This window comes from Streptomyces sp. NBC_00299 (assembly GCF_036173045.1).
Lineage (GTDB): Bacteria > Actinomycetota > Actinomycetes > Streptomycetales > Streptomycetaceae > Streptomyces > Streptomyces machairae.
This window is the reverse complement of sequence record NZ_CP108039.1, coordinates 2,549,192-2,573,690: the sequence shown is the minus strand read 5'-3', so window position 1 is coordinate 2,573,690 and position 24,499 is coordinate 2,549,192. Positions and strand designations below refer to the sequence as shown.

Genomic DNA, 24,499 nt, shown 5'->3' with positions numbered 1-24,499 from the left:
GCGCCCGGCGACACCGGGGTCGGAGGCGAGCAGGTCACCAGACGCGCTCTCGTACAGGGGCAGGGGTGGGCGAGAGGGGGCACGCTCGACGTAGAGGCGGCGGATCCGTCAGGGGGGCTTGTGATGGGGCGGAGTCACCAATTTCACCTCGACGTCAAGGGGCACGCGAGGCCGTGAGCCTCGATGGCGGCCAGGATTGAGCGGTCGAGCTGCTGGTCGACGGCACGGACACTGGTCGGGCCGAGATACATGGGAGCCGAGCTCCGATCCTCACCGGCGAACTACCCCCGATTCACCGTTGGCCGTGAGCGTACGCACCAGCAACACACGGTCCGCCAGCGGAAGCCGCCAGGGGGCGGCCGCGCTGAACGTTGCCACCATGGCGCCGCATCAGCTCCACCACCTCGGCGAACTGCACCTCGGGCGGGCCATCTAGGGTGTTTCGTTTAGATCATCGGATCGTTGGTCCGGTGTGTCGTCCGCCGAGCGGGCGCCGGCCTGCCGTACCGTCATGATCACGGCTCTGGACCGACCGGCCATGTGCGGAGAGCCTTGGACGCGGGGGCGGCGGGGTGCCTGCTGAAGAGCATCTCGCCGAAGGGACTCGCGGAGGCGGTGCGCACGGTCGCCGCAGGCGGTCGGGTGATCGACCCGCCGGAGCTCGCAGACTTGGCGGAATCGATGCCCGCGCGAGGCGGGGAGGTACTCAGGCTGGCCGCGAGTGGTGTGGACACACGGGCGATCGCCAGCGATCTGTTCCTCAGCGTGGGTACAGTACGCAATCGACTTTCGGCCGCCGTGGGCGACCTACACGCCCGCACCCTGGTGGACGCGATTCGTATCGCCGTGCGTCACGGCTGGATCTAGGGGTAGTTCGACGGTCAGGATGAAGCGTCCGCCACAGGATTTCGTGCCGAGGGTTCCGCCGAGTGCCAGGACTCGGAATCGCATGTTCACCAGTCCACTGCCCTGATCGTCGTCCTCTACGCTCGGCGGAACGCCGTCGTTGTCGATGGACAGTCGCACCCGAGAAACCTGGGTCGTCACCTCGATCTCGCAACGCGACGCCTGGGGTGCCGCAGCACGTTCCCGATGCCCTCGCGCAGGACAGCACTCATGCAGTTGGCCGTGGGCCCGCCGAGATCCAGTCCGGCAGGCAGAGTTGTGCGCGTGGCGATCCCCGCAAGGGACAACAGATTCTGGGCGTGCGCGACTTCCGTGTGCAGATCGGCGGCGATCCTATGCCCAATGATGCTTCGTATCTCCTGGTGGGTGCGTCGTGCCAGCGTGGCGATGTCGGTCAGCGCCTGGTGACCTGGTGCGTCGCTCACAGTCCGGGCGAGGGCTTGCTCGCTCTGCACAGCGACGGAGACAAGTGACGAACCCACCAGGTCATGCAGGTCCTGCGTCACGCGGACCCGTTCGCGGTACTCACGGAGGCGACCCGCCTGACTGTGTGAGGCTTGAAGCCGTGCGGCGAGCAGGGTCAGGTGGACCACCGCGTACACGCTGCTGCCAGTGACGACGGTCGACACCAGCACGCTCATGCTGCCGCGCTGCGAGGTCACCAGACTGCTGTTCACGAGCAGAGGGCCGCTCGCTGCCACCGCTTCCGCGATGACGATCGAAGCCGGTCGAGGCACCGTCAGCAGCACGGCACCCACGAGGAAGCCCAAGAGACTCAGCCACGAGTACTCAAAGACGAGGACAGGTAGATAGGTGAGCACCGCCTGCAGGCCGAGCAGACGACGACGCGGGCCGCACGAAGACCGTGACGATCTCGGGGGGTACTGGCACGGCCGTCCCCGCGGTCACCACGACGTACGACCCGGTCAGCGGCAAGGTGGCCGAGATCACCTCCACCGGCGGCGGAACGATCAAGAAGGCGTACGACAAGCTCGGCCGCCTCGTCTCCTACACCGACGCCGACGGAGGCGTCACCACCAGCCAGTACGACGCCGAGGGCCACGCGGTCCTCGTCAGCGACAATGTGCCGTCCAGCACGAGTTACGCGTACGACGCGACCGTTGACCCGCGCGGTCTTCCCACGTCGATCACGGACTCCGTGGCGGGCACGTTCAGCGTGCGCTACGACGCCGACGGGCAGGTGCGCTCCCAGAAGCTGCCGGGTGGCTACACCATGAGCCAGAGCACCAACCCGGCCGGCATGGCCATGGAGCGGACGTACACCCGAGACAGTGACGGCGAGGTGCTCTTCTCAGAGACCCTCATTCCCACCGTCCACGGCCAGCGTTCCTCCTACACCGGCTCGTTGGGCAAGACGTCCAGCCAGACCTACCAGTACGACAAGGTCGGCCGGCTCGTCCGGGCGGAGGACGACAGTAGCTGCGGGTGACGCAGCCACCGCCGCCGCCGAGCCCGGCTTGGCCTGCACCACCACCGGCGCCACGACCACCAGCCACGCCTACGACAGTGCCGACCGTCTGGTCGACTCCGGCTACACCTACGACGCCTTCGGCCGCACCACCGCCGCGCCCGGGACCACGCTGGCCTACTACACCAACGACCTGGTGCGTCAGCAGACCGCGGGCACCCAGCGGCAGACCTGGAACCTCGACTCCCAGCTGCGCTTCCGCGGCTCGACGGTGGAATCCAACGCCTCCGGCACCTGGACACAGCCCAGTCCAAGCTCCACCACTACAGCTCCGACGCGGACACCCCGCGCTGGACAGTGGAGGACACCGCCTCCGGCGCGGTCACCCGTAACGTGAACGGATTCGACGGTCAACTGGTGGCGACCACCGCCAAGACCGGCTCAACCGTCCTGCAACTCGTCAATCTGCACGGCGACGTGGTGATGCAACTGCCCACCACCGCCAGTCAGGCCCCCACCGTTCTCTCCACCGACGAGTACGGCAACCGCGCGAACACCTCCAGCACGGTCCGCTGCGGCTGGCACGGCGGAATGCACCGGTCCGGGGAGACCCTCACCGGCCTTACCCTGATGGGTGTCCGCCTGTACAACCCGGCGACCGGCCGCTTCCTGTCCGCCGACCCGCTGCCGGGTGGTAGCTGCAACGCCTACGACTACGCGTGCGCCGACCCCGTCAACAACGAGGACGTCACCGGCTGCGCGACCTGTCGTGTGCCCAAGCACGCCTGGACCGGCCGCAGTTACACCACGGTCCTGCGCACCACGCGCTGGAGCTACAGCGGTTGGCAGAACGTCAGCTGGCACTGGTACATGGACGTCCTGAGCGGTGACTACGGACCGGTGCCCATCAGCGCGTGGAAGCGGCAGTACCGCTACCGCAAGCAGTACATCTTCAAGTGCAAGGTCGTGGCCTGGTACGGCTGGGGCCGGCAGAAGATCCTGGCGACCTTCGAAACGCACTGGCAGTACTCCTACCGTGACCGCACCACGTACCGGATCAAATGGACCGGTATCAAATGGACACGGACCGGAGGCTGGAGCGGGACGAGAACGTCATGGCGCTACGTGTCCAGCTATCGCATCGTCTGCACAAAGGGATGACTTCTTCAGCCTGATCATCCGTAGAGCATAAGGTGGTGCTCCGCGACACCGGTCGCGGAGCACCACCTCCTTGCCCCACCCGCACTGCCGCAGGCCGGTTTGTTCACCGCTTGGGCCTTGGCCGCTTTTGTGGAGACATCTCTATGCTTCCCGCAGTGATCGCTTTCGGGATCGCCTTCTTCTGTTTCACTCTGCGGTGCTCCGTCACTGTCGCCCGGATGCAGGACATCCCAACCTGGCGCAGGTTCCTGCCGCTCTCCCTTTTCCTGATCGCTGCCGCGGCCAGCCTGCTGCGGGCGTTCGACATTCCAGAGGTGGCGAACGCCATCTCCTTCCCGCTGAACCTGGCAGTCGTCCTTCTGTCTTTCCGGGAGATTCGCGGTGGCCGCCGCAAGCGCGAACTCGGCCCTTCCGTATAGAAGATCAACGGCAGTCGGTAGTTCTCTATCGCACGCTCATCTACGTGAGAGCGCGCCAATTCATGCTGTGTACATTCGTGTAAGAACGCGCACAAGAATTTTCGGGTGTATGAGATCTCGTCGAATGTGGGGTGCCGCCGCCGTAGTAGCTGCCCCCACCGGCGCAGGTACTTGCTCACCCCCTGCTCGGTGAGCCGCACCGGGTACAGCTTTGCGATCAGATCACCCACTCCGACGCGCAACCACAGCTGCCCGGCCAGCCCCAGGTCACAGGGACGGTGATCCAGTACGGCCTGCCGGATCGCCTGGTCACAGTGCCACCGCGACCACCTTTGCAGCCGCTCCCGTCAGAGCTCGTGGCGGGCGGTGGGTGCGGGGTCCTACCCGAGGCCCAGCTCGCGCAGCATTCGGGTCAGGTCGGCCGGAGCCGCTGCCAGGCGGACCGGGGTGCCCGCGTCGTCGAGTTCGGCGACGTGCCAGCTTCTGCTGATCGCCTCCTCATCGCCCCGCGCGCGCCTCACGTTCACGGCGGTAAGCCGTTCCACCGGGATCGGCTTCGCCGCGAACCGGCCGGGGCCGCCGTGAGGCACCACCGCGGGCGGGCCGTCGCCGAGGACGATGTGAGTGCCGAAGCCGTGCGGGTTGTAGTCGGTGTGGTCCAGGAAGCGGGCGGCCAGGAACACCTCTCCCCGCACGGGGGGTGTCTGGGCCGCGCCCGCCTCTCCCGGTGTACGGATACGTGTGGCGCGCCACGCCCAGGCGAACAGGCTCAGGCTGACCAGCGAGCCCGCTGCCCACCACGTGATCGGCGTGCGCGACGAGAACAGGGTGGTGGGGTGGAGGTAGCACAGCGGCAGCAGCCATACGGCGGTTGCGACGAGCACGCCCGCGAACGGCAGTGCCGAGGGGAGCACCTCGTCGTCGGCCAGGCGGCGCCCGCGCCGGCGCATCAGCATCAGGGCTCCCGGGTACGCCGCGCCCACGGCCAGCCCGGCCGCGATGACGGCCACGTCACCGGCGGGCGTCATGTGTTCGCGCCAGACGTGCCGATCGCCGGCGACCACTCTGATTTGACCACGCCAGAAGGTCACCTCGGCCCGGTCACCGGCCGCGAACCCCTGAGCGCCTTCGTACGAGACCCTGACTCGCCGCACCGGCTCGCCGTCAGCGAAGTACAGCCAGTTGGGCTTCCTGCCCCCCTCGGGCTCGGCCCGCGCGATCACGGTCGGCACGGTGGTCAGGCACTCGCCGCGCACCGCTGCGGGCGTCTCGGCGGCACACGGCACGGCCGCCTCCCACGCCCGCTTCTGCGCATTGGCGCTCGGCACGGACCACGCGGCCAGACCCGCACCTGCGAGTAGCAGCAGGCACAAGGCCATCAGCCAGCGGCGGCCACGCCCGGCGGTGCGGTACGACACGACGGGGAGATGCGTCGACTCCGGCGCGCCGTAGCGGCGGTGCAGTGCTCGGAGCGCCTCCACCTCCGAGTCGAACGCCGGGTCGTCGTAATTCGCGGTCTGCGGCAGGGGCAGGCGCAGCTTGCGTCCGCCGCGCAGCACCAGGTCGACGCGACGCACTTCGCCGTTGCGTACACGCTGCAGTCGTATGTGCAGGTCCGCGACTTCGCTCCACGGCACGTTGCGGCGGCGCAGCATCATCCGGGAGTGCACGCCGTACGCGTCGGCGCGCACCTGAGCTGTGGCCCAGAGGAGCACCAGAATGGCTGTCAGCACCACCGTCAGGCCGACGGTCATCCACAGGACGAACCACTTGCCCCAGCGTTCCGTGGGCAGCAGCACCGTCAGGAACGCCCAGACCCCCACCACGGCGCCGAATCCGGCGAAGGCACGGCCGGGGCGGCTGATGAGGGGACGGCAGGTCATGTCGGGCGCTTCGGACATGCGGATGATCCTGCCAGCCGAGCAATCCCAAGCGCATGTGCGATGTGCGGCAACGCCCTGGTCACGGAGATTGCCGGGCTGCGGAAGGCGTTACCCGCTCGGCAGGCCGGCAATAGCAGCGCTTCGCCGACACCGACCGCGACGCCACAGGACACCGGCTATGTGTCGAGGGAATCGACTGAGCCTCAGATGGCGGCGGCCGGCCAGGGGATCAGCTGATGCCCGATTCTGCGGTCTGAAGCGCGGCCGCCAATGCAAACGTGGGGTCTCCGCGACGGAGGACCCCACGTTGCATTGGCACTGTGCGGTTCCGGGTTACGGGGTGAGCGTCTGACCCAGGTGGGCCCCTGTCGGGGTGCCCAGGGCGCTCTTGCTGTAGTAGACGCCGCCGCTGGTGTCGATGCCGGAGTTGCCGCTGTCCAACTGAAGGATGACGCCGTTGTAGGCGTCCTCGCCCTCCACGCCGATGGCGAGGTCGGCGCGGCCCAGCCGGAGAGGTCCTGCAGGACCACGGCGGAGCCGAACTTGTCGTTCGGCTCCGTCACACCGGCGATGCCGCTGCGGTCCTGGCTGTACCACTGGGCGCCGGAGCCGGTCAGGCCGGACGAGGTGCCCTTCAGGAGCAGGGCCATGCCCGCGTTGGTCTGGTTGGCGCCGCTGTGGGTGATGTCCTCGCCCGGCATGCCGGTCAGGACGTCGGCGTAGCCGTCGTCGTTGTAGTCGCCGACGGAGACGGAGGCGCCGGTGGCGTCGCCGGCCTCGGCGGTACCCGGCACGCCGCTGGTGTCCTGGTGGACGGTACGCATGCCGGTGGTGGTGAATCCGGTCGAGGTGCCCGGGACCACGGTGACCTGGCCGCCCTTGAAGGCGCCGGACTCGGCGGTGAAGGGCTGGCCGATGGCGATGTCGTCGTAGCCGTTGCCGTTGACGTCACCCACGGCGATGGAGCGGTCGCCCTTGACGGACAGGACGCTGACCTTGACCAGGCCGGACGCCGTGCCCTTGAACCAGGTGACGCGGCCGGTGCCGGACTGGTCGAGGTAGTTGAGTGCCACGTCCGCGTAGCCGTCACGGTTGAAGTCGCCGGTGGCGGCATCGAGGGCGGCGAGGGATCCGGAGGCGCTGGTGAGCTTGCCGTACTGGGTGGCGCCGCCGGTCAGGCGGGCGTTCCAGCTGCCGCTGTTGCCGGTGCCGGCGGAGAAGACGTCGGCCTTGCCGTCGGCGTTGAAGTCGCCGACCGTGACGGCCGCGCCCAGCTTGGCTCCGGTGCTGGTCACACCGGACGTGGAGTACGAGAAGCCGGAGTCCAGACCGGGACCGTACAGCACGGTGACCGAACCCCGGTCGGCGTGGCCGCTGGTGTCGTCCTCGTCGGGGGAGCCGACGGCGAGGTCGGCGTAGCCGTCGCCGTTGACGTCGCCCCAGGCGGTGGCGGCACCGAAGTTGTGGCCGGACTCGTGGCCGCCGGGGACACCGGGGCTGTTCTGGGTGAAGGAGCGCTTGACTGTGGCGTCCGGCCCCTCCGTGTTGCCGGGCACGACGGTCAGCGTGCCGCCGCTGCTCAGCGCCCGGGGCGTGCCGGCGACCAGGTCGGTCACGCCGTCGCGGTTGAAGTCGGCGGTCGGGATGGCGGAGTTCCTACCGGGGCTCGCGGCGAAGCGGCGGATCTCGCCGAGCTTGGCGTACATGGCGGCGCCGGGGCACTCGGTGGCGTAACCGTCGCGGTGGCCGGAGATCACGTTGAGGGTGGCCTCCTGGCCGTTCTTCCAGACCCCGGTGTCGCCCTTGGCGGTCAGCGTGACCTTGCCGGCCGGGTTGCCGCCGTACTGGCCAAGCTTCCAGGCGACGACACGGGCCACCGACTCCGGCGTGGCCCGGGTCGGCCGGGCCGGAGCGATGCCCTTGGCGGAGTCGCCCTGGAAGTCGCCGAGGACGGCGATGCCGGTGGAGTAGCTAGCTGTTGGAGCCTACGGTGTGGTGCGAACACGGCCTGCACCTTGTCGTTGTACGCCGGCGGGTCGTCGACCTTGGACTCGTCCGCGCCCCGCTGAGCCCGGCTGGTGATCGGCGGCTGGGTGACAGTGGACGGCGGGGCTGTCGGCACGGTCTCACTCGGCGACGGGGACGCGGAGGTCGAGTCCGTCGGGGTCGTGGTGTCGGTGGGCGAGACGCTGTCCGTCGGCGTCGTGGTCGGTCCGCCGTGGGCGACTCGGTCGCGGTGTCCGTGGGGGTGACCGCATCGGTGGGAGTGACCGTGTCGGTGGGCGTGGCGGCGGGGTCGGTCTCGGCGGCGAACGCGGCCGGCTCGAACTCGGTGCCGATGGACTTGGTCTCGGCGGAGGTCATTCCCGGGTCGACCAGGTTGACCTCAAGCCCCGTGGGCAGCCCCGCGCTCGCCGTGCCGTCCTCGCGGACGACCTGCACCTCGACACCGTCGGACGGCCCGACCCACAGCGGCTCCGAGGCACCGCGCATGCCCGGCTCGACGCCCTCCGGCGGATCCACCCCCAACTCCAGGTCCTGCCAGGCGCTCCACTCACCGGTCTCCAGGTTGCGGGTGCGCACCTGCGCCGTGCCGTCGATCTGCTTCCTGGGCCCGGTCCAGGAGACGCCCAGCAGCGAGAACTGCTTTGTGCTGGTACGCGGCAGCTCTCGCTCCTGACTGCCGGTTCCCTTCAACGCGAGGTCGTAGACCTTCACGGGCCGCTTGGCCCGACCTGTGGCGCCCGGATCCTCGGACGGCCCGGCCAGGGCGTACGTCGCCACGCCCCCACCCCCAGGACCACTGCACCCAGCGTCAGTCAGGCTCTGCGCCTCAGGCTCAGCGGTCTGTACGCGTGCGACGTACGACGCGCACGTCGAGTACGACGACTCAAGACGAATCCCACCCCAAAGAAGGCCGTTGAACGGCCAGAGAAGAAAGTCACGTGAGGACATCCGTCACATGGATGGCCTGCTCTGCCCAGCGTTTTGCACTGAGCAACGTCACTGCTCGGCAAGGCGCAGTGACGTAGGTCACGTCGGGCTGGTCAGTCGATGGCGATCCTGCGATGGGCGGACGGCGTAATCCGGCCCATGATGCGGTCCTTGGTGGCCGGGGTACCGACACGCAGCCAGCCGTCGCGCCACTGTTATTGACGTGCAAGAAGATCCCCGCGCTGCGGCCGGGTGTGGCGGGGGCGGTTGAGGTTGATGACGAGGGCTTTGGCGCACTGGACGGGGTAGTTGATGAGACTTCGGTGAGTCGATCGCGCGGCAGGAAGGCGGCCAGGTCGTTGGCGAGCAGGAAGGCCGGGCGCACCGACGGCTCTCAGCCGGGTACGGCGAGCCCGGCCGCCGCGAGGCCGTCGAGCGCGGCGCGGCTGAGGTCGAACAGGCGCTGGAACAGCAGCCGTCCGGCGTCCGTGTCGGACAGCAGCGGTTGGCGCAGGTAGCCGGGCAAGGGCGAGTCGGCCGGGAGGTGGCGGGCGAACGCCTCGCTCAGCGTTCCCGCTCCGGTACCGGGATCGAGCAGTTGAGCCCCGCCCCGCCGGTCAATCCGCCACGCATGGCCTCGAATACGGCCAGCACGTACTCGTCGACCTCCCGACGCGGGCCGCCCTGGGAGCCGAAGTGGTGCACCACGAGCCCAGATGACACCCTGCGGCCTCGGCGATCTGGCGTCCGGTCACCGACTCCGGCCCACGGTCGGCGAACAAGCGCAGGGCCTCGTCGCGGATCACCGCCCGCCTGGTCCGATCGTCCGGCATCGAACGCACGTACAGCATGCTGAACAGGTATTCAGTCAGTGGTCCAGGGCTCGGCGGATCGGCCCGGGGGGGAGGGCCTTCGGGCCTGCCTCTGCCGGTCGCTCTCCGTCAGGGTGCGCCATGGCCGTCGAGGCGCTCCCCCTGGCGATGCGCGTCAGCCGGCAGTAACCGCAGACGAGGACGGCTCCGCGACGGCGGATCCGGGCGGGAAGCGGGTTGCCGGGGACAGTTCGGGGGGCGCCTCCTCCAACTGCTGCACGATGGAGTCGTCCGGCGCGTTGCCGGCAGTGCCCGCGCTGGTGGACAGGCAGGACCAGGCGCCCAGGGTCACCGTGATCGCGGCAGCCGTGGCTATCACGCGGAGGGCGTGCCGGAATCTGGCTTTGTCGTCCAGGTCCCGCCAGGCCGGTCCGGTCCAAGGTTGGTCCGGCTGCCACATGTCGCCGACCGCATCTGTTCCGACGTCGGCCGCGCCGCCGTGCGGACGCCGCGGACGCAACCCAGTTCTGTCGGCTGGGTCGATGAGCCGGTGCCACCCCGGTGCCCGTTCCAGGGCGGAGGGTTCCTTGGGCGCGGACTGCCGGATGGCGACCTCGCTGTCTGTGAGGAACTTCAGCCAGATGTCCTCGGGGGCGGGCGGCATGCCGCCCGGCTCTTCGGGCGTTCCCTCGCCGTCCGGCCCTTTGGTGGTCACGGTCTCCTTCTTCCTTTCCTATCCACAGGGTTGTGGGTAGGGCCCGGCTTGTCAGTGGATGTTCCCTGTGGCTCCGTGGTCAGAGGGGTCGCCGGTCTGGGTCGGTCCGTGACGCCGGGTAGGAGCCGGCTCGCTCCTGCAATCCATACCTCCGCCGATCGGAATGCACCGAGGTGCGGCCCGGCTGTGAGGGCAGGCGGTGGCAGGGTCGAGGGGGGAACCCGCCGACAGCCGGTGCGCCGTCCTGCTTGACTTGCCGGTCTCGCTCCTGGGCGCCGGATGGCAATCGGCCGTCGGCTCGGCTTCTCCCGGCTCGATCATTGCATGATGCAAAATGAGATCGCCAGTCCCCCATCGGTTTTTCGCGAACTTCCTGCGACGGCGCGCGCGGTTGGCCGTGCCGTGGTGACCGGAGTCTGGGGACGTTAGAGCCAGAGAGGGCCGAAGACCTTACGAGACCCTGACGCGGTCGGGAAACCGCTCTGCCACGCTCGTCTCACTGGCAACTCTGGTTCCGTCCGCCGCCGGCCCCGTGGCGGCGGCACGAACCCCGAGGAGCGACGTATGAGCAGGCACACCAGGCGCAGGTCCCCGTTACGAGTCCGGCTGCTGACCGCCGGAGCCGGGATCGTCGCCGCTGCGGCGGCGGTCGCGACGGTGACCGTCGCCTCGGCGGACGAGCCCGGCGGTCCCGCCGCGCAATCGGCCAAGGCCGGGGCGGATCACGCGGTGTTCGTCCAGGGCAACGAGCTCGACGGCAACACCATCCACGCTTTCCGGCGAGGCAAGGACGGCGCGCTGAGCGCTGCCGGCCGATACGCCACCGGCGGCAAGGGCGGCGACCAGGTCGACGCGCCCACCGACTCCCTGGCCTCCCAGGGGTCGCTCGTCTACGACGATGCCTCGGGGCTGCTGCTGGCGGTCAATGCGGGCAGTGGCACCGTGACCTCCTTCCGGGTCGACGGGCAGAGGCTGACGCACCGCCAGGTGGTGGACTCCGGCGGGTACTTCCCGTCCTCCATCGCGGTGTACGGCAACCTTGCCTACGTCATGAACGCGGGCGGCTCCGGCAGTGTTCAGGGCTTCCGGATCACCGCCTCGGGGCTGAAGCCCGTGCGCGGTTCGCAACGCTCCCTGGGTCTGGAAAACGCCAGGGTGCCGCTGTTCTCCAGCTCGCCCGGCCAGGTCGCCTTCACCCCCGACGGCCGGGCACTGGCTGTGACCACGAAGTCCGCCAACACCATCGAGGTCTTCCCCGTGCGGCGCGACGGTCGTCCTGCGCACCGGGCAGTGGTCAACGACTCCGTGGGAGGCGTGCCGTTCGCGATCACCTTCGACAAGAGCGGCCGGATGCTGGTGGCCGAGGCCGAGAAGTCCACAGTCAGCACGTACAAGGTGCGCGCTGACGGTCGCCTCAAGGCAGTCCAGCGGCCGCTGGCCAACGGCCAGGACACGCTGTGCTGGCTTGAGCGCGCCGGTGACTTCTTCTACGGCGGGAACACCGGCAACTCCACCGTCACCGGCTACCGCACAGACCGCCACGGTCGGCTCGCGCTCACCAACGACGTCGGTGTCGCCACGCCCCCTTCGGCCAAGTCCCAGGGGGTTATCGACCTGGCGGTGACGCAGGACGAGAAGTTCCTCTATGTGCAGAACGCGGTCTCGGGCACGGTGGACGGCTTCCGCGTCGGCAGGGATGGCTCCCTCACCAAGGTCACCACGGCCACCGGACTGCCCGCCTTCGCCGAGTCCGGCATGGAGGGTATTGCCGCGGTGTAGGCGGTGTAACGGAAAGCGGTCACCGAGGCCCGTCGCCCCGGACGCTTCGTCCGGGGCGTCACGCCTGTCCGCGCCCGTGCTGATGGTGTTCGACGGCGGTGTCGAGGCGGACGAAGGGGACGGCTCGCCCCGCCTCGCGGTACGACGCCTCGCTGCCGTCGACGGGAAGGCCCATGTACGCGCACAGGCGGCGGGCCGTTCGCGGGTGTCGGTGTGCGTAGCCGGGCATGATCTCGGCGCCTTCCTCGGAGGGGAGGAAGCGGGCGGTGACGGCGTACGGGCGGTTGCCGACCCGGATGAGGGTCTTCGGCTGCGCGCGGAGGTTCTGGTACCAGTCGGACTTCGGCCCAAATCCGGAGGCGACGGTCCAGCTCGTGCGGGTCGGGTCGTAGGACACCACTTCCAGGACCACCATGCGGTCCACGCCGCTGACGCGGCCCACGTGGTGCAGCAGGAGCAGCCGTTTCCCGAAGAGGGACCCGAGCCCCGCGCGGAAGAGCGGGATCGGCAGCCGCGCGGCCAGGCGTCGCCATCCGCTGGGGAGTTGAGGGCGGCGAGGTGTGGTTTCTCTGTGCGTCATGGTCGCCTTCCGTGGGTCGGGAATGTCGGCTCTCGGCCTCGATTGGGTAAAGGACCGGGGTTGGGAGCCGCCTCGCTCGAGCCACCTTTGCATAGTCTAAAGGTGGGGTAGGGGCGCCTGCGGGGACGACGGGCGGCTCTCGAGTGCCGTGACACCGTTGGAGTACGTCATGACTGACCGGAAGCCGCCATCGAGCTGGACCGTGCTGTCCTGGATGCCGGCGGTGGTGATGGCGGTGGTCGCAGTGATGGACGTCGTGGCCGGGCCGGGGGTCGGGTTCCTGCCGTTGGTGTCTCTCGGTCCGGCGTTCTCCGGGCTGGTCGGGGGGTGGCGTCGTACGGCCGTGTTCGGGCTCGTGGCGTTGGTGCTGTGCGTGGCGCTCGGGCTGTACGACGGGCTGTTCGAGGAAAGAAGAGGGTTCACCGCACTGGCCTCGGTGGCCGGCGTCACCGGCGTCGGCATCGCGGCGGCTGTCATGCGCTCGCGCCGCGAGGGGGAGCTGGCCAGCGTGCGGTCGATCGCGGAGGTCGCCCAGCGAGTGTTGCTGCGGCCGGTCCCGCTGACCGCCGGCCCGCTGCAGGCGGCCGTTTCGTACACCTCGGCCGTCGCGGAGGCCCGCATCGGCGGGGATCTGTACGAGGTGGTGGCCTCGCCGCACGGCGTCCGGGTGATCGTGGGTGATGTGCAGGGCAAGGGCCTGGCCGCGGTGGAGACGGCGGCCGTGGTGCTCGGTGCCTTCCGGGAGGCCGCCCACGACGAGCCGGACCTGGTGAGGCTCGGCGAGCGCCTGGAACGCAGCGTGGCCCGGGAACTGGAGGGCGAGAAGTTCGTCACCGCGATCCTCGCGGAGATCGGCGCACGACACGAGGCCGTCTTCCTCAACTATGGCCACCCGGCCCCGATCGTCCTACGCCGGGACGGCATGGTCGACTTCCCGCGGCCGCCCGCCTACGCCCTTCCGCTGGGGCTGGGCGCGCACGGGAGCGAGGGCCCCAAGCCTCATCGGGTGGACTTCGTCCCCGGCGAGCAGCTCCTGCTGTACACCGACGGTGTCACCGAGGCCCGCGACGAAGACGGCCGTTTCTATCCGCTCGGCGAACGGGCGCACCTGCTGAAGGATGCCGACGCGCACCGCGCGCTGGAGGCGCTGCGCGCGGACCTTGCCCAGCATGCCATCGGGCCGCCCCACGACGACGCCGCGATGCTCCTGCTGCGTTACCACGGTCATGGGGAAGGAAAATCTGTTCCCATCGTGTGAGTGAGCAGGGACTTCGGCACGGTAGAAAGGACACATGCCGGAGCGCGAGACCCCTGCGGGGGCGATGGACGATGTTGACGCGGTGACGCGTGCGGTGCTGACCGCGTCCCGGTTGCTGGTGGCCGTTTCCGCTCGCTCCCTCGCCGCGGTCGAGGAGCGGGTGACGCTCCCGCAGTTCAGAATGCTTGTCGTCCTGTCCACGCGCGGTGCCACCAAGCTGGTCGCGCTCGCCGACCTGCTCCAGGTGGCGCCGTCCACCGCGATGCGTATGGTCGACCGGCTGATCGCGGCCGGGCTCGCGGACCGGCAGGCCAATCCCGCCAACCGCCGCGAGACCCTACTGCAGCTCACCGAGGAAGGCCGACGCACGGTCGAGGACGTCACCGCCCGGCGTCGCGCCGAGATCGCCACGATCGTCGAACGGCTGACTCCGACGCAGCGGCTGGCGCTCATCGCGGCGCTGGCCGCCTTCAACGAGGCCGGGGGAGAGCCCCTCGCCCCGGCGCTGGACGACGCGGAGCCGCATCCGCTGGGCTGGGCGGCGGACCTCCCGGTGGTCCGCGACGCCTGACAGCATCGCCCCGGCATTTCCCGGCACGGGTGTTCCTGTCGCCGGCGACCCCAGAGGGCGGCTGGCTGCCGGAGGCTGCCGGCGGTGCGGATGCACGGGATGCCGCCTGGTTGCCCGGACCTAGCAGGATTCGCCTCTGCGGGCTGCCGGATCGGGACCTTCCGCCCGCCGCAGAGTCACGCGATGCTGCACGGGTTGCCGTCGGAGCGCAGGCAACGGCACACAGGGGGAGGAGTGACGCATGGATCAGGTGGAGTTGTCCGGGCTGCCTCGCGTCGACCGTGTTCACTTTGCGCTGGCCTGGGTCCTGAGTGTGCTCTCGCTACTGCTCGCGACGGCAACCTTGCTGCCAGGTCCGAACAAGGTCCCGTTTGGAGCCGTCGGTATCATGTTCGTCGCGATCTTCCCGGTCTTCGGCGTTGCCCTGCTTCGGGTCCTGTTTTCCGAGGGCGGCAGAAGCCTGCTCGGCAGGAACAACGGCGGCCGGATGGCCCGGTTCGCATGGAGCCTGCCGACCGGTCTGAAGTGCTCCTACGTCGTGATGTTCGCGGCGGTGCTACTGGCCATGACAGCCGGGGGCGAGGCGCGGGACACCAAGACCGACGAGCAAGGTAACCACTACTACACCCGGTGGAACAACACGACGCTGCACAGCGAGCGGGTCGTGCTCACGGCAGCCGAGTACCACGAGGCTGCCAAGGCCCAGGCTCGTAACTTCGCTTCCGGAGCCGCCCTCTTCCACACCATGGGCGGCTTTCTGGTCCTCGTGGCCGCCGCGCCGAATGCCAACCGGCGGTGACCAGATGTGTCGCGAACTGGTGGGCGGACGCTGTCGGCTCACGCCGAGGTCCCTCGGGGCGCCGCCAGACTTCGAGCCGCACTTATCTCCGCCAGACTCGTTTTGCATAATGCAAGGGAAATGTACAGGTGGGTCCGCTGCCCGATCCCGGCAAAAACGGGCCATGTGTCCGCGTCCGGCCGACGGCGCGCGGGCCGTCCGCCTGTCACACCAGGATGGCGGCACGGACAAGCGCTGGGAGGGGTGACGTACGTGAGCAGACGGCATCGCGCCCTGCCCGCGCCGGAACGGCACCTGATGGCGCATCTGCGGAGCACGGTGTGGGGGCCCGCTGAGTTCATCGGCCTGCCGCCGCGGTGGCTGGCAATGGAAGGACTCGCTGCCGGGTGCGTCGGAGTGGGGGCGATCGTCGGGGCCACGGTTGCCGGTGCCTGGTACGGGGTTCCCGGGCTGGCGGACGGCGAGGGGGGCCTGGTGTGCGCCGTGGCGCTCGCCATCTACCTGTGCGTAGTACGGGCAGGGCGTGCGCTGGTCGGCATCGTGGCGGTGCTCGGAGTCTGCCTGGCGCTGCACGCGCCTCAAGCGGCCGTGGGTCTGGTGCTGGCGGAGCGGGGGCGTGTGGAGTCCGTCGTGGTGACCTCGGTCGAGGGCGGACCGGGAGCCGTCTCCGACCGCGGCCGCTATCTCTGCTCGGTGGCCGACCGTGACGGCATGCCTCTGAAGGTCCGTATCTGGCGCGGCTGCGGAGAGACCACCCGGCCCGGAGACGCGCTTGCCGTCGTGTATGACTCGAAAGGTCGCGTGCCACCGCGCGGCGTGGAGGCCGGAGCGTCCCGGTCGGGCTTTCTTCGTGATCTGGGTGGCTGGGCCGCTGCTCTCGTCGCCGCGTGCCTCGTCGCGGTCGTACGCTCCTACCGGCTCTCCCGCGCAGTGTCTGCCCTCCCACCGGCCTCCGCTGTCGAATCGTGACAGGGCGGCGCCCCAGCCGCTTCCTCGCTGATCATTCGCCGGTCGGGCTGGGTGTGGGTGTCGGGGAGCTGGTGTTGACGTCCAGGTCCGGTCGGGGGGTGAGGGCGACCAACGGTGCACCGGGCTGGGGTGCGGGCGGGGTCAGCTGGTCCTTGGGGAGCTTGGGTGGGGTGGTCTGCTGGAAGTTGACCTGGTCGTAGTGACCAGGCCGGTGTTCTCCAGGACCGTGATGTGGTCCAGGACCGTGTCGTTGGCCAGGTCGGCCAGTTGGCGCACGAGGGTGTTCTCGGTGGTGGCGCGGATCTTGGCGATGGTCGGGAAGATCTGGCCGTGGGTGACGCGCATGATGCTCACCGCGGTGGAGTCGAACTCCTTGCCGCCCTTGGAGTCCACTGTCGCCACGAACTGCTGCTGCTGTGGGCTGGCCTGGTTCGGCAGGGTGACGATCAGCTCTGGGGCGATCTTGCGGCACATCGCATCGAGCCCGGCATGGCCGACGACCAGGTGCTCGCCGGCCTCCTTCATCTGCTCCGTAGTGCCCCGCTCCATCGCCATCTCCCCCAACGGGTACTCCCAAAGCCCCGCCGCACGGACCTTGACCACGAAGTCACGGTCGGCCTCGGTCAGCGGCCCGTACTGGGTGTTCGCGATGATCCGGGATGTGTTCGTCGCCGTGTTCTCTACACCGAGCATGGCGGGGTAGGCGAGCGCGGAAAGGGTGAGCACCAGTGCGCCGCCCACGAAGACAGTGGCGATCGTGTTGCGGGAGAGGGGCATGGGGCCTCCTGGCGTGAGAGGGCTGTTTGCCAGGAAGTACGGACGCGCGGACCGAACCAATCATTGCACTGGGTAAATTTTGCACTCTGCTGTACTGCGCTGTGCTGACTCCGGTGCGTCCCGCAGGGTTGGTATGCGCAGGCTGTGTCTCACAGGAACACGTGCACCCAGACGGCGGGGACGGTACACCGTGTTCATCGACGGCAACGACCATGTACCAGCCGGGTGGGACGAGCGACGGGTCTTCGGGCACGCGCACGGTGAGCGTGCCGTCGGCGCGCCGGGTGATGTCGAGGGCCACGGAGCGCTGGTCGAAGTCCGTGACGTGGGTCGCGGATCCGGGGCGGATGAGCCGTACGCGGCTGATGCGGGTGGGGTCGGAGGTGCGCAGGACGACCTCGCTGCCGTGCTCGACCTCCGTTCTGCCGCTGGGTGTCAGGTCCGGGCGGTCGCCGCGGTGGAGGTAGGGCGGGGAGAAGACTTCGACCCGTTACTCGGGGCGGCCCGGGCGGGAGTTGGCCTTGTCGCCGTGCGGTTGACTCAAGTGCAGAGAAGTGATCAGGCGCACCGGTTTCATGTCTCGTGCAGGTCGGCGGACGCCGCGCGCCCCGGTCCCAGGATGCGAATCTTGTGGCTCTCGCAGGCGGGGCACTGTGGCGACTGCAAGGGGGAGGGCACGCGCTCGCCGCCGAGCCGGTGGACGGCGGAGAACGGGCGTGCTTGTCCACGGTCATGACGATGCCGTATATGCCCCTTCCCAGACCCGCCTTGGTGTCCGTGTGGGAACGCCGTTGCCGGGGTGCCCGGCACTACGCGGTCGGTGTGTGCACGGCGCGCAGGGCGTTCTGGTGGCTGAGCCGGCCGACGGGCTCGCCGTGCTCGGCGTCGAGGACCGGCATCCCGGTGCCCGCGGGGTAGAGCAGGGCGTGGAGAGCCTCTGCGAGCGGCTGGTCCGCGGTCACGGGTGCGGGCGGCTCGACGAGTTGCCCGACCCGGACGGGTGCGGTCTGGGGTTGTTCCACGAGTGCCTCGGCGACCGCCTGGGCGGTGATTACGCCGACGTACTTCCTGGTGGCGTCGACCATCGGGAGCGCGCCGTGGCCGGACAGGCTCAGCGATCTGCCGCGTCGGACAGCGTGGTGGACGACGGCAGCGGCGAGGGAAGGGGCTCCATCACGGCGCCGACGTGCTGGGCACCGATCCGGGCGCCTTGGGTGCAGGTTAGGTATGTGGCTTCCGGACTCGAAGGGACTCAGCCGAGCCCGGCGAAGGTCTCCACCGCGTGGGTCTTGCCGGTGACGACGATGACGTCGCCCTTCCGGACGACGGTCTCGGCGGTGGCGTAGGTGAAGTCCTCGCCGGGGCGTTTGATGCCGACGACGGTGACGCCGAATCTGCTGCGGACATGGCTCTGGCCGAGGGGGACGCCGGTGGCGATGTCCGGGGCGACGGTCTTGACCAGGGCGTAGTCGTCGTCGAACTCGATGAAGTCCAGCATGCGGCCGGTGACCAGGTGGGCCACGCGTTCGCCCATCTCGTGCTCGGGCAGGACGACGTGGTGGACGCCGAGGCGTTCGAGGATCCGGCCGTGCTGGCGGCTGATGGCCTTGGCCCAGATGTTGGGGACCTCGGCCTCCAGCAGGTTGGAGCTGACCAGGATGCTCGCTTCGATGTCGGTGCCGATGGCGACGACGGCGCTGGTGAACTCGTGGACGCCGAGCTGGCGCAGCGCCTCTGCGTCGGTGCAGTCGGCGACAGCGGCGTGCGTGAGGTCGTCGCTGTACTTCTGCACCAGGCGGGCGTCGGTGTCGATGCCGAGGACGTCCCAGCCGCGTCGCACCAGCTCGTTGGCCAGGGACAGGCCGAAGCGGCCCAGGCCGATGACGGCGACCCGCTGGTCTTCGCCCCGGGTTTGGGGCTCGGAGCGGCGCTTGTGGCGCCGTTCGCGCAGGTTGCGTAGGTAGTTAACCAATGACAGGTCGCTCCTCGGGCAGTTCGTAGCGGCGGGTGCGCTCGCGCAGGGCGAGGGCCGAGACGAGAGTGATCGGGCCGAGTCGGCCGATGAACATCAGCCCGATCAGCAGCAGTTGGCCGACCGTCGGGAGGTCGGCGGTGATGCCGGTGGACAGGCCCACCGTGGCGAAGGCGGATACGACCTCGAACAGCACGACCTCCAACCGCTCTTCGGTGAGGGAGAGCAGGGCCAGCGTGGAGGCGATGACCAGGCCGACGCCGAGGAGCGCCACGGTCAGTGCCTGGCGCAGTGCATGCGGGGCGAGACGGCGGCCCAGGACCGCGGAGTTGGGCTCGCCGCGCACCTCGGCGATGATCGCGGCGAGCAGGACCGCGAAGGTGGTGACCTTGATACCGCCGGCCGTTCCGGCGCTGCCGCCGCCGATGAACATCAGCACGCAGGTCATCAGCAGCGTCGAGGCGTGCAGCGCGCCGATGTCGAGGGAGTTGAAGCCGGCGGTGCGTGACATCGCGGAGTGGAAGAACCCGTCGAGGATCTTTCCTTCCGCGGTGTGGGGGCCGAGTGTGCCGGGGTTCGACCACTCCAGGAGACAGGTGAGCACGGTCCCGGCAGCCAGCAGGACGGCGGTGGTGATCAGCGTGAGCTTCGTGTGCAGCGTCCAGTTGCGGCGTCCGGTCGTACGCCGCCGATGGCGGTGGCGCAGCAGCTCCAGCAGCACCGGGAAGCCGATGCCGCCGAGGATCACGGCGGCCGCGATCGGGAGGGTGACCCAGGCGTCCTGAGCGTAGCGGGTGAGGCTGTCGGCGTGCAGTCCGAACCCGGCGTTGTTGAACGCGGACACGGCGTGGAAGTAGCCCAGGTACACGGAACTGCCGAAGTCCTCGCCGTACCCGTACCGGAAGCGCAGCGCCAGCACTGCCCCGACGGCGAGTTCGACGATCAGAGTGGTGCCCGCGACGCCCAGCAGCACCCGGCGCACGTCCCCGATGCCGAGGCTCTTCGTCTCGGCCTGCGCCGTCAGCTGCATACGGAGTCGCAGGCGTCCCGAGACGAGCAACGCCAGCAGCGACGCCATGGTCATGATGCCGAAGCCGCCGACCTGGATCAGCACGAGGATGACGCCCTCGCCGAAGCCGCTCCAGTACGTTCCCGTATCCACCACGGCCAGACCGGTGACGCACACGGCCGAGGTAGAGGTGAACAGCGCCGTCACGAACCCGGTCGCGGAGCCGTCCTCAGCGGCGAACGGCAGCGACAACACCACAGCACCCGCCAGCACCACGACGGCGAACGCCACGACCACGGCACGGGCGGGGTGCGCGGCAAGCAGCGACGACCCCTTCCGGGCCCATGCCACCAGTCCCGCCATCGCCGCCGTTTCCGTTCCGCCTCCAACCCCGTGCTTCGCACGCACCGGTGTCAAGGGCCCGTCAGGATTCCGGCGGCACACCTTACCCGTGCAGGTGGCTGAAGGAACGTCACCCGCGCGGCAGCGCAGTCGACCGGAATACGAACCCTGATGAAGGCTTCTCGGATCCGGCAGTGCGCGACCTGATTACGACCGTGCACCATTGCTCGAGGTGACGGTGACGGTGGCGGTCGCGGCGCCGGACCCACGTCTACCGGCAGCGGTTCCTGCGTGAACGTGAGTGACAGCTGGCCCGGACGGCTCGATCCGGCAGTCTCACAGCAGCGTTTCGATGCAGCGCAGCTCCTTGCGCACGGCGTCGAGATCGGCGCCTCCTCGGTCCAGGACCAGCAAGAGGAATAGCCCTTCGTGGGCGCGACGGGTCAAAGGTCGGATGACGTGGTACTCCGTGTCCAGGGTGACCACGATGTCTTCCATCCGCTCCGGCGCGTAGCCGATCAGCTGGAGGGCGGCCAGCTTGGCGCGCACGACATCGGTGTCCCCGTGGACCGCCCGGTTCAGGTCGAGGCCGTCCGGTTGGCCGGAGGTGCCGAGAGACATGCGGCTGACGTAGTCGACGACCGCGGCACCGCGCGCTCCGTCGAGGCTCATCGCCCGGCTCAGTGCGATCTCGATGGCGGACACGCTCGGCCCCCTCGTCGCGCGGACAAACCCATGCCGACCAGGCTTCCCGGCGCACCAGCTCTGTCTGCGGCCTCTGGCGGACGCCGGACGCGGAGCGTCTTTGCATTGTGCCATGGTGCTCCGGTCCTCGCACCGGTCATGCCGCATCCAAGTCGACGGTCTCGGCGCCACGGCCTGGGGCCTGGCGCAGCCGCTCGGCGACGCGCTCGGCGTTCCGGGCGGTGATTTCCCCGGAGAGCCGTACGACGACATGACCGGTACCGGCGACGTTGTCGTCGACTCGGTGACGTCGCACGAGGCGCCGGAGGCGGGAGAGGGGGTCTGGCATCTGGGGCTCCAGGTCAGGGGCGGCCGACTGCCGACCAGGCTTCCCGGCGCATCTGATGGGGACCCTGGGCAAGGGTCCTGTAGGCCGCCACGCGGCTGAAGCGACGTGATGGCCGGTTGGGGTTGGCCTGCTGACAGCCGGAGTCCCGTCCCATGACCGTTCCGGTGTCACTCCTGGGCGCCGGGCGGCACTCGGCGACGACGGGCGCATCGGGCACCGTGGTCCTCCAGCTCACCAACCTGCACGGGGACGTCAACCTGCTGCCGCTCGACACATCGGTGGCGCCGACAGCGCTGAGCGCCGACGAGTACGGCAATCGGCGCGCCGGCACGGAGGGCGTCCGCTAGGGCTGGCTGGGCGCCGAGCAACGCTCGACGGAGACGACAACCGGCGCCCTGCTGATGGGTGTTCGCCTGTACAACCCGGAGACCGGCCGCTTCCTCTCGACCGACCCGGTCTTCGGCGGCAGCCGCAACGATCCAACTCCTCGCCACGAACGCCCGTAACCGGGGCCAGTGCCTGACGATTCGTGGCGGAGCACGCGTCAAACACCGGTGGGGATTCCCCAGCTACCCCTGGGGCAACTACGCCTACCCGTGGCGGGGCCGATGCTGAGGATTCCCACCGACCAACGAGAAGCGAGAAAGGGCGAGATGAGAAGAAGAGCGGCATCCCTTCTGCTGTTTGCCACCGCGGCCACCGTGGCGGTCATCGCGACGGCGGTGACTTTCGTGGAGGACGCGCAGGCGGGCGCACCGGGCTTCTGGATCGCCACCGGGGCGGCACTGCTGGCCTGGGGCTTCGAACGGCGAGCCGGCTGACCCGCCGCATCAGGTTCTGACGGAGATCGGGGACGGGGACGGGCGTTCGACAGCCCGCCCCCGGCCGTGTCACTTCGGCCCGGCAGCCGGGCTGAGGCAGAGAGCATGCACACCAGTGAAAATGCGGGGGATTCCACCGCGGACGCAGGCCGCGGTGATGTGGGGCCTAGCGATCGCGATCAACGCGACGGCGCTCGTCCTGGGGTGTCTGTGGGGGCCTGATGCGCTCGTCCAGCTCTGGGCCCCCGGCATCGGCCCTCTCCTAGGCGCAGGGCTCGTCAGCTACAGCCTCAGGAAGCGACGGGGCGGCGACAGGCGGAGGTGACGGCTCAGGTGGCTCTCGCCGCGGCAGTCCCGCAGACCTGAATGTGCTGGCAGTCGAGGGCCGGTTCACCGGCAGCGACCTGACCGGACCCAACTTCGCGCGCCTTGCCGAGTCGTTTTCGGCGCGCGCAGTCCGGGCCGACCACCCGGCACGGCTCGCCGGGGCGCTCAAGGACCGCCTCAGCGAACCCGGCCGCTCGCTGATCGAGGTACCGGTGGCCGAGATGCCCAGCGTGTTGCCACTGCTGCTCGGCGGCCCACCCGGTTCGGTCCGGGACTGAGAACCCCCGACAGACGGGCGCGACCGCTTCGACGTCGCGCACGGCCGTCGCTGTCTGCCCGGTCTGATATGGAGGCGGAGGTTCACGCTACATATGTGCAAATCCTCTTGATTGCCCGTGTTCTCACAACAGTCCTACGCGCTCGGGCGTCTCATGGGGTAAGGAGTGCGATTCCACGCACAACTCACGGGGGAACACGGGGGATTCGTATGAGTGACCGTCGTTTTGCCGCGCGCGATGCGCGGATCCGGGCCGCCGAGGCCGAGTTCCAGCGCCACGTACCGGTCCACACCGCCAACGGAGAGGAGAGCGACCACCCCTTCGTCTGCACTTACTCCAAGGCGCTGCCGCACAACAAGTACGGAGAGGTCGACCCGGCCGCCTACAACCTGCTCCGCCGGGCCCTGGCCACCGGCGCTTACGAGGACTTCGAGCGCATCCCGCTCGGCGACACCCGAAAACTGGTCAACCCGCAGGCCGGACTGGCCTTCGACCCGCAGGGCCCGGACGCTCAAGTTCTGGCCATCCCGCCCGCGCCGCGTATCGACAGCGCGCAGAACTCCGCCGAGGCGGTTGAGCTGTACTGGATGGCGCTGTGCCGTGACGTGCTGTTCACTCGGTTCGGCGACAGCGAACTGGTCGCCGAGGCGGCCACCGAACTGGGCGGTCTTGAGGACTTCCGGGCGCCCAAGCAGAACGGCCAGGTGACCCCGCAGACCATCTTTCGCGGCGACACCCGGGGCGACCTGGTGGGGCCGTATCTCTCGCAGTTCCTGCTCAAGGACATCCCGTACGGCACACTGCTGATCCCGCAGCGGCAGGACACCCTGGTCCGCCCGGTCGACCACCTGACCACCTGGGGCGACTGGCTGGAGGTGCAGAACGGCTCCGAACCCGAGCCCGACGAGCGGGACTTCGCCACCCGGCGGTACATCCAGACCCCGCGCGACCTGGCGCACTACGTGCACTTCGACGCGCTGTACGAGGCGTACCTCAACGCCGCCCTCATCCTGCTCGACCTGAAAGCGCCGGCGGATCCGGGCAACCCGTACAACTTCTCACGCAACCAGATCGGCTTCGGGACGTACGGCGGCCCGCACATCCTCTCGCTCGTCACCGAGGTGGCCACGCGTGCACTGAAGTCGGTGTGGTTCCAGAAGTGGTACGTGCACCGGCGGCTGCGGCCGGAGGAGTTCGGCGGCCGGGTCCATCAGCAGCTGCGCGGGCAGCGCGAGTACCCCATCGACGGCGGGGTGCTGGACTCCGTCGCCGTCAAGCGGGTCTTCGAGAAGTACGGCAGCTACCTGCTGCCGCAGGCGTTCCCCGAGGGCAGCCCGACCCATCCCTCGTACGGCTCCGGACATGCCACGGTGGCCGGTGCGTGTGTGACCATCCTCAAGGCGTGGTTCGACGAATCGCACGTCCTGCCCGACCCGGTCGTGCCCAGCACCGACGGCACCGTCCTGGAGCCGTACGCCGGTCCGGACGCCGACCGGCTCACCGTCGGCGGCGAGCTCAACAAGGTCGCCGCCAACATCGCCACCGGCCGCAACATGGCCGGTGTGCATTGGCGCACCGACTACACCGCGGCGGTCCGGCTGGGCGAGGAGGTTGCCATCGGCGTGCTGCGCGAGGCCAAGGAGTCGACCCTGGAGGACGCCGTGTTCACCCTCAGCCGCTTCGACGGCACCACCATGACCGTCTGACCTCTCGATCGCCCCGCGT

Annotated in this window: 27 protein-coding genes and 4 pseudogenes; 15 read left to right on the top strand and 16 right to left on the bottom strand. The window is 69.3% G+C overall.

Features of this window, described 5'->3' with window-relative positions; translation table 11 throughout:
* The first annotated feature begins 304 nt into the window (after positions 1 to 304).
* Positions 305 to 436 (top strand): hypothetical protein, encoded by a 132-nt coding sequence (locus tag OHT51_RS43345; RefSeq protein ID WP_443052458.1) that lies wholly within the window; start codon positions 305 to 307, stop codon positions 434 to 436.
* A 116-nt stretch (positions 437 to 552) separates the two neighbouring features.
* Complete coding sequence (locus OHT51_RS11200; protein WP_328878771.1) at positions 553 to 867, top strand: response regulator transcription factor; 315 nt, start codon at positions 553 to 555, stop codon at positions 865 to 867.
* A gap of 176 nt (positions 868 to 1,043) precedes the next feature.
* Here OHT51_RS11200 and OHT51_RS11195 read toward each other — a convergent pair whose 3' ends face one another.
* Positions 1,044 to 1,727 (bottom strand): histidine kinase, encoded by a 684-nt coding sequence (locus OHT51_RS11195; RefSeq protein ID WP_328878770.1) that lies wholly within the window; start codon positions 1,725 to 1,727, stop codon positions 1,044 to 1,046.
* Positions 1,728 to 1,771: 44 nt separating this feature from the next.
* Here OHT51_RS11195 and OHT51_RS11190 point away from each other — a divergent pair, with 44 nt between their 5' ends.
* The 4 genes from OHT51_RS11190 (at position 1,772) to OHT51_RS11175 (ending at position 3,915) form a co-directional block, all read left to right on the top strand.
* Positions 1,772 to 2,356 carry an RHS repeat domain-containing protein gene (locus OHT51_RS11190; protein WP_328878769.1) on the top strand — a complete coding sequence of 195 codons (585 nt, stop codon included), beginning with the start codon at positions 1,772 to 1,774 and terminating at the stop codon, positions 2,354 to 2,356.
* A gap of 28 nt (positions 2,357 to 2,384) precedes the next feature.
* Positions 2,385 to 2,732: a hypothetical protein gene (locus OHT51_RS11185; protein WP_328878768.1), complete on the top strand. Its 348-nt coding sequence runs from the start codon at positions 2,385 to 2,387 to the stop codon at positions 2,730 to 2,732.
* A 20-nt stretch (positions 2,733 to 2,752) separates the two neighbouring features.
* A complete protein-coding gene (locus tag OHT51_RS11180) occupies positions 2,753 to 3,496 on the top strand; it encodes an RHS repeat-associated core domain-containing protein (RefSeq protein ID WP_328878767.1) in 744 nt (247 codons plus the stop codon).
* Between the two features lie 143 nt (positions 3,497 to 3,639).
* Positions 3,640 to 3,915: a hypothetical protein gene (locus OHT51_RS11175; RefSeq protein ID WP_328878766.1), complete on the top strand. Its 276-nt coding sequence runs from the start codon at positions 3,640 to 3,642 to the stop codon at positions 3,913 to 3,915.
* Between the two features lie 380 nt (positions 3,916 to 4,295).
* Here OHT51_RS11175 and OHT51_RS11165 read toward each other — a convergent pair whose 3' ends face one another.
* From OHT51_RS11165 to OHT51_RS11130, 7 genes and pseudogenes are all read right to left on the bottom strand, one after another.
* Positions 4,296 to 5,816, bottom strand: coding sequence for a PH domain-containing protein (locus tag OHT51_RS11165; protein WP_328878765.1), 1,521 nt, complete (start codon positions 5,814 to 5,816; stop codon positions 4,296 to 4,298).
* A 185-nt stretch (positions 5,817 to 6,001) separates the two neighbouring features.
* Positions 6,002 to 7,675, bottom strand: a complete 1,674-nt coding sequence (locus tag OHT51_RS11160; RefSeq protein ID WP_328878764.1) for an FG-GAP and VCBS repeat-containing protein — start codon at positions 7,673 to 7,675, stop codon at positions 6,002 to 6,004.
* 94 nt (positions 7,676 to 7,769) lie between these two features.
* Positions 7,770 to 8,582, bottom strand: a complete 813-nt coding sequence (locus OHT51_RS11155; protein WP_328878763.1) for a hypothetical protein — start codon at positions 8,580 to 8,582, stop codon at positions 7,770 to 7,772.
* A 544-nt stretch (positions 8,583 to 9,126) separates the two neighbouring features.
* Complete coding sequence (locus OHT51_RS11145) at positions 9,127 to 9,258, bottom strand: hypothetical protein (RefSeq protein WP_328878762.1); 132 nt, start codon at positions 9,256 to 9,258, stop codon at positions 9,127 to 9,129.
* 38 nt (positions 9,259 to 9,296) lie between these two features.
* Entirely contained in the window at positions 9,297 to 9,440 is a 144-nt protein-coding gene (locus OHT51_RS11140; protein ID WP_328884622.1) for a hypothetical protein, read from the bottom strand.
* Between the two features lie 50 nt (positions 9,441 to 9,490).
* Positions 9,491 to 9,565 (bottom strand): annotated as a pseudogene (locus OHT51_RS11135) (TetR/AcrR family transcriptional regulator); the annotation flags it as partial.
* 154 nt (positions 9,566 to 9,719) lie between these two features.
* Positions 9,720 to 10,259, bottom strand: a complete 540-nt coding sequence (locus OHT51_RS11130; protein ID WP_328878761.1) for a hypothetical protein — start codon at positions 10,257 to 10,259, stop codon at positions 9,720 to 9,722.
* Between the two features lie 564 nt (positions 10,260 to 10,823).
* Here OHT51_RS11130 and OHT51_RS11125 point away from each other — a divergent pair.
* Entirely contained in the window at positions 10,824 to 12,038 is a 1,215-nt protein-coding gene (locus OHT51_RS11125) for a lactonase family protein (protein ID WP_328878760.1), read from the top strand.
* Positions 12,039 to 12,096: 58 nt separating this feature from the next.
* On the opposite strand, the gene OHT51_RS11120 is transcribed toward OHT51_RS11125, so the two are convergent.
* Complete coding sequence (locus OHT51_RS11120) at positions 12,097 to 12,618, bottom strand: nitroreductase family deazaflavin-dependent oxidoreductase (protein ID WP_328878759.1); 522 nt, start codon at positions 12,616 to 12,618, stop codon at positions 12,097 to 12,099.
* A gap of 169 nt (positions 12,619 to 12,787) precedes the next feature.
* Here OHT51_RS11120 and OHT51_RS11115 point away from each other — a divergent pair, with 169 nt between their 5' ends.
* The 4 genes from OHT51_RS11115 (at position 12,788) to OHT51_RS11100 (ending at position 16,215) form a co-directional block, all read left to right on the top strand.
* On the top strand, positions 12,788 to 13,876 hold the full coding sequence (locus OHT51_RS11115; RefSeq protein WP_328878758.1) for a PP2C family protein-serine/threonine phosphatase: 1,089 nt from the start codon (positions 12,788 to 12,790) through the stop codon (positions 13,874 to 13,876).
* Between the two features lie 34 nt (positions 13,877 to 13,910).
* Positions 13,911 to 14,447 carry a MarR family winged helix-turn-helix transcriptional regulator gene (locus tag OHT51_RS11110; protein WP_328878757.1) on the top strand — a complete coding sequence of 179 codons (537 nt, stop codon included), beginning with the start codon at positions 13,911 to 13,913 and terminating at the stop codon, positions 14,445 to 14,447.
* Between the two features lie 241 nt (positions 14,448 to 14,688).
* The gene (locus OHT51_RS11105; protein ID WP_328878756.1) at positions 14,689 to 15,246 is read left to right on the top strand and encodes a hypothetical protein; all 558 of its coding nucleotides are present in this window, start codon (positions 14,689 to 14,691) and stop codon (positions 15,244 to 15,246) included.
* A 252-nt stretch (positions 15,247 to 15,498) separates the two neighbouring features.
* A complete protein-coding gene (locus OHT51_RS11100) occupies positions 15,499 to 16,215 on the top strand; it encodes a hypothetical protein (RefSeq protein WP_328878755.1) in 717 nt (238 codons plus the stop codon).
* 31 nt (positions 16,216 to 16,246) lie between these two features.
* On the opposite strand, the pseudogene OHT51_RS11095 reads toward OHT51_RS11100, so the two are convergent.
* The 7 genes and pseudogenes from OHT51_RS11095 to OHT51_RS11065 all read right to left on the bottom strand — a co-directional run bounded on the left by OHT51_RS11095 (position 16,247) and on the right by OHT51_RS11065 (position 21,348).
* Positions 16,247 to 16,941: pseudogene (locus OHT51_RS11095) on the bottom strand (DUF4142 domain-containing protein).
* A complete protein-coding gene (locus OHT51_RS11090) occupies positions 16,823 to 17,383 on the bottom strand; it encodes a galactose oxidase early set domain-containing protein (protein WP_328884300.1) in 561 nt (186 codons plus the stop codon). Before OHT51_RS11090 ends, OHT51_RS11095 begins: the two are co-directional and overlap by 119 nt.
* 418 nt (positions 17,384 to 17,801) lie before the next feature.
* A pseudogene (locus OHT51_RS11085) lies at positions 17,802 to 18,202 on the bottom strand (CBS domain-containing protein); the annotation flags it as partial.
* A 42-nt stretch (positions 18,203 to 18,244) separates the two neighbouring features.
* Positions 18,245 to 18,964 carry a potassium channel family protein gene (locus OHT51_RS11080; protein ID WP_328878754.1) on the bottom strand — a complete coding sequence of 240 codons (720 nt, stop codon included), beginning with the start codon at positions 18,962 to 18,964 and terminating at the stop codon, positions 18,245 to 18,247.
* Positions 18,957 to 20,336 carry a TrkH family potassium uptake protein gene (locus tag OHT51_RS11075; RefSeq protein WP_328878753.1) on the bottom strand — a complete coding sequence of 460 codons (1,380 nt, stop codon included), beginning with the start codon at positions 20,334 to 20,336 and terminating at the stop codon, positions 18,957 to 18,959. The genes OHT51_RS11080 and OHT51_RS11075 overlap by 8 nt, the downstream gene beginning before the upstream one ends.
* Before the next feature lie 315 nt (positions 20,337 to 20,651).
* Positions 20,652 to 21,020 (bottom strand): hypothetical protein, encoded by a 369-nt coding sequence (locus tag OHT51_RS11070; protein ID WP_328878752.1) that lies wholly within the window; start codon positions 21,018 to 21,020, stop codon positions 20,652 to 20,654.
* A gap of 136 nt (positions 21,021 to 21,156) precedes the next feature.
* A complete protein-coding gene (locus OHT51_RS11065) occupies positions 21,157 to 21,348 on the bottom strand; it encodes a hypothetical protein (RefSeq protein ID WP_328878751.1) in 192 nt (63 codons plus the stop codon).
* A 179-nt stretch (positions 21,349 to 21,527) separates the two neighbouring features.
* Between OHT51_RS11065 and OHT51_RS43340 the strand changes: the two are divergent.
* From OHT51_RS43340 to OHT51_RS11045, 4 genes and pseudogenes are all read left to right on the top strand, one after another.
* Positions 21,528 to 21,824, top strand: a pseudogene (locus OHT51_RS43340) (hypothetical protein); the annotation flags it as partial.
* A 177-nt stretch (positions 21,825 to 22,001) separates the two neighbouring features.
* Entirely contained in the window at positions 22,002 to 22,169 is a 168-nt protein-coding gene (locus OHT51_RS11055; RefSeq protein ID WP_328878749.1) for a hypothetical protein, read from the top strand.
* Between the two features lie 368 nt (positions 22,170 to 22,537).
* Positions 22,538 to 22,774, top strand: coding sequence for a hypothetical protein (locus OHT51_RS11050; RefSeq protein WP_328878748.1), 237 nt, complete (start codon positions 22,538 to 22,540; stop codon positions 22,772 to 22,774).
* Positions 22,775 to 22,983: 209 nt separating this feature from the next.
* Entirely contained in the window at positions 22,984 to 24,480 is a 1,497-nt protein-coding gene (locus OHT51_RS11045) for a vanadium-dependent haloperoxidase (protein WP_328878747.1), read from the top strand.
* Positions 24,481 to 24,499: the final 19 nt, after the last annotated feature.

Coding starts and splice junctions, on each gene's coding strand:
- OHT51_RS11175 (WP_328878766.1), top strand. CDS start 3,640: ATGCTTCCCGCAGTGATCGCTTTCGGGATCGCCTTCTTCTGTTTCACT.
- OHT51_RS11165 (WP_328878765.1), bottom strand. CDS start 5,816: ATGTCCGAAGCGCCCGACATGACCTGCCGTCCCCTCATCAGCCGCCCC.
- OHT51_RS11125 (WP_328878760.1), top strand. CDS start 10,824: ATGAGCAGGCACACCAGGCGCAGGTCCCCGTTACGAGTCCGGCTGCTG.
- OHT51_RS11120 (WP_328878759.1), bottom strand. CDS start 12,618: ATGACGCACAGAGAAACCACACCTCGCCGCCCTCAACTCCCCAGCGGA.
- OHT51_RS11115 (WP_328878758.1), top strand. CDS start 12,788: ATGACTGACCGGAAGCCGCCATCGAGCTGGACCGTGCTGTCCTGGATG.
- OHT51_RS11110 (WP_328878757.1), top strand. CDS start 13,911: ATGCCGGAGCGCGAGACCCCTGCGGGGGCGATGGACGATGTTGACGCG.
- OHT51_RS11105 (WP_328878756.1), top strand. CDS start 14,689: ATGGATCAGGTGGAGTTGTCCGGGCTGCCTCGCGTCGACCGTGTTCAC.
- OHT51_RS11075 (WP_328878753.1), bottom strand. CDS start 20,336: ATGGCGGGACTGGTGGCATGGGCCCGGAAGGGGTCGTCGCTGCTTGCC.
- OHT51_RS11065 (WP_328878751.1), bottom strand. CDS start 21,348: ATGCCAGACCCCCTCTCCCGCCTCCGGCGCCTCGTGCGACGTCACCGA.
- OHT51_RS11055 (WP_328878749.1), top strand. CDS start 22,002: ATGAGAAGAAGAGCGGCATCCCTTCTGCTGTTTGCCACCGCGGCCACC.
- OHT51_RS11045 (WP_328878747.1), top strand. CDS start 22,984: ATGAGTGACCGTCGTTTTGCCGCGCGCGATGCGCGGATCCGGGCCGCC.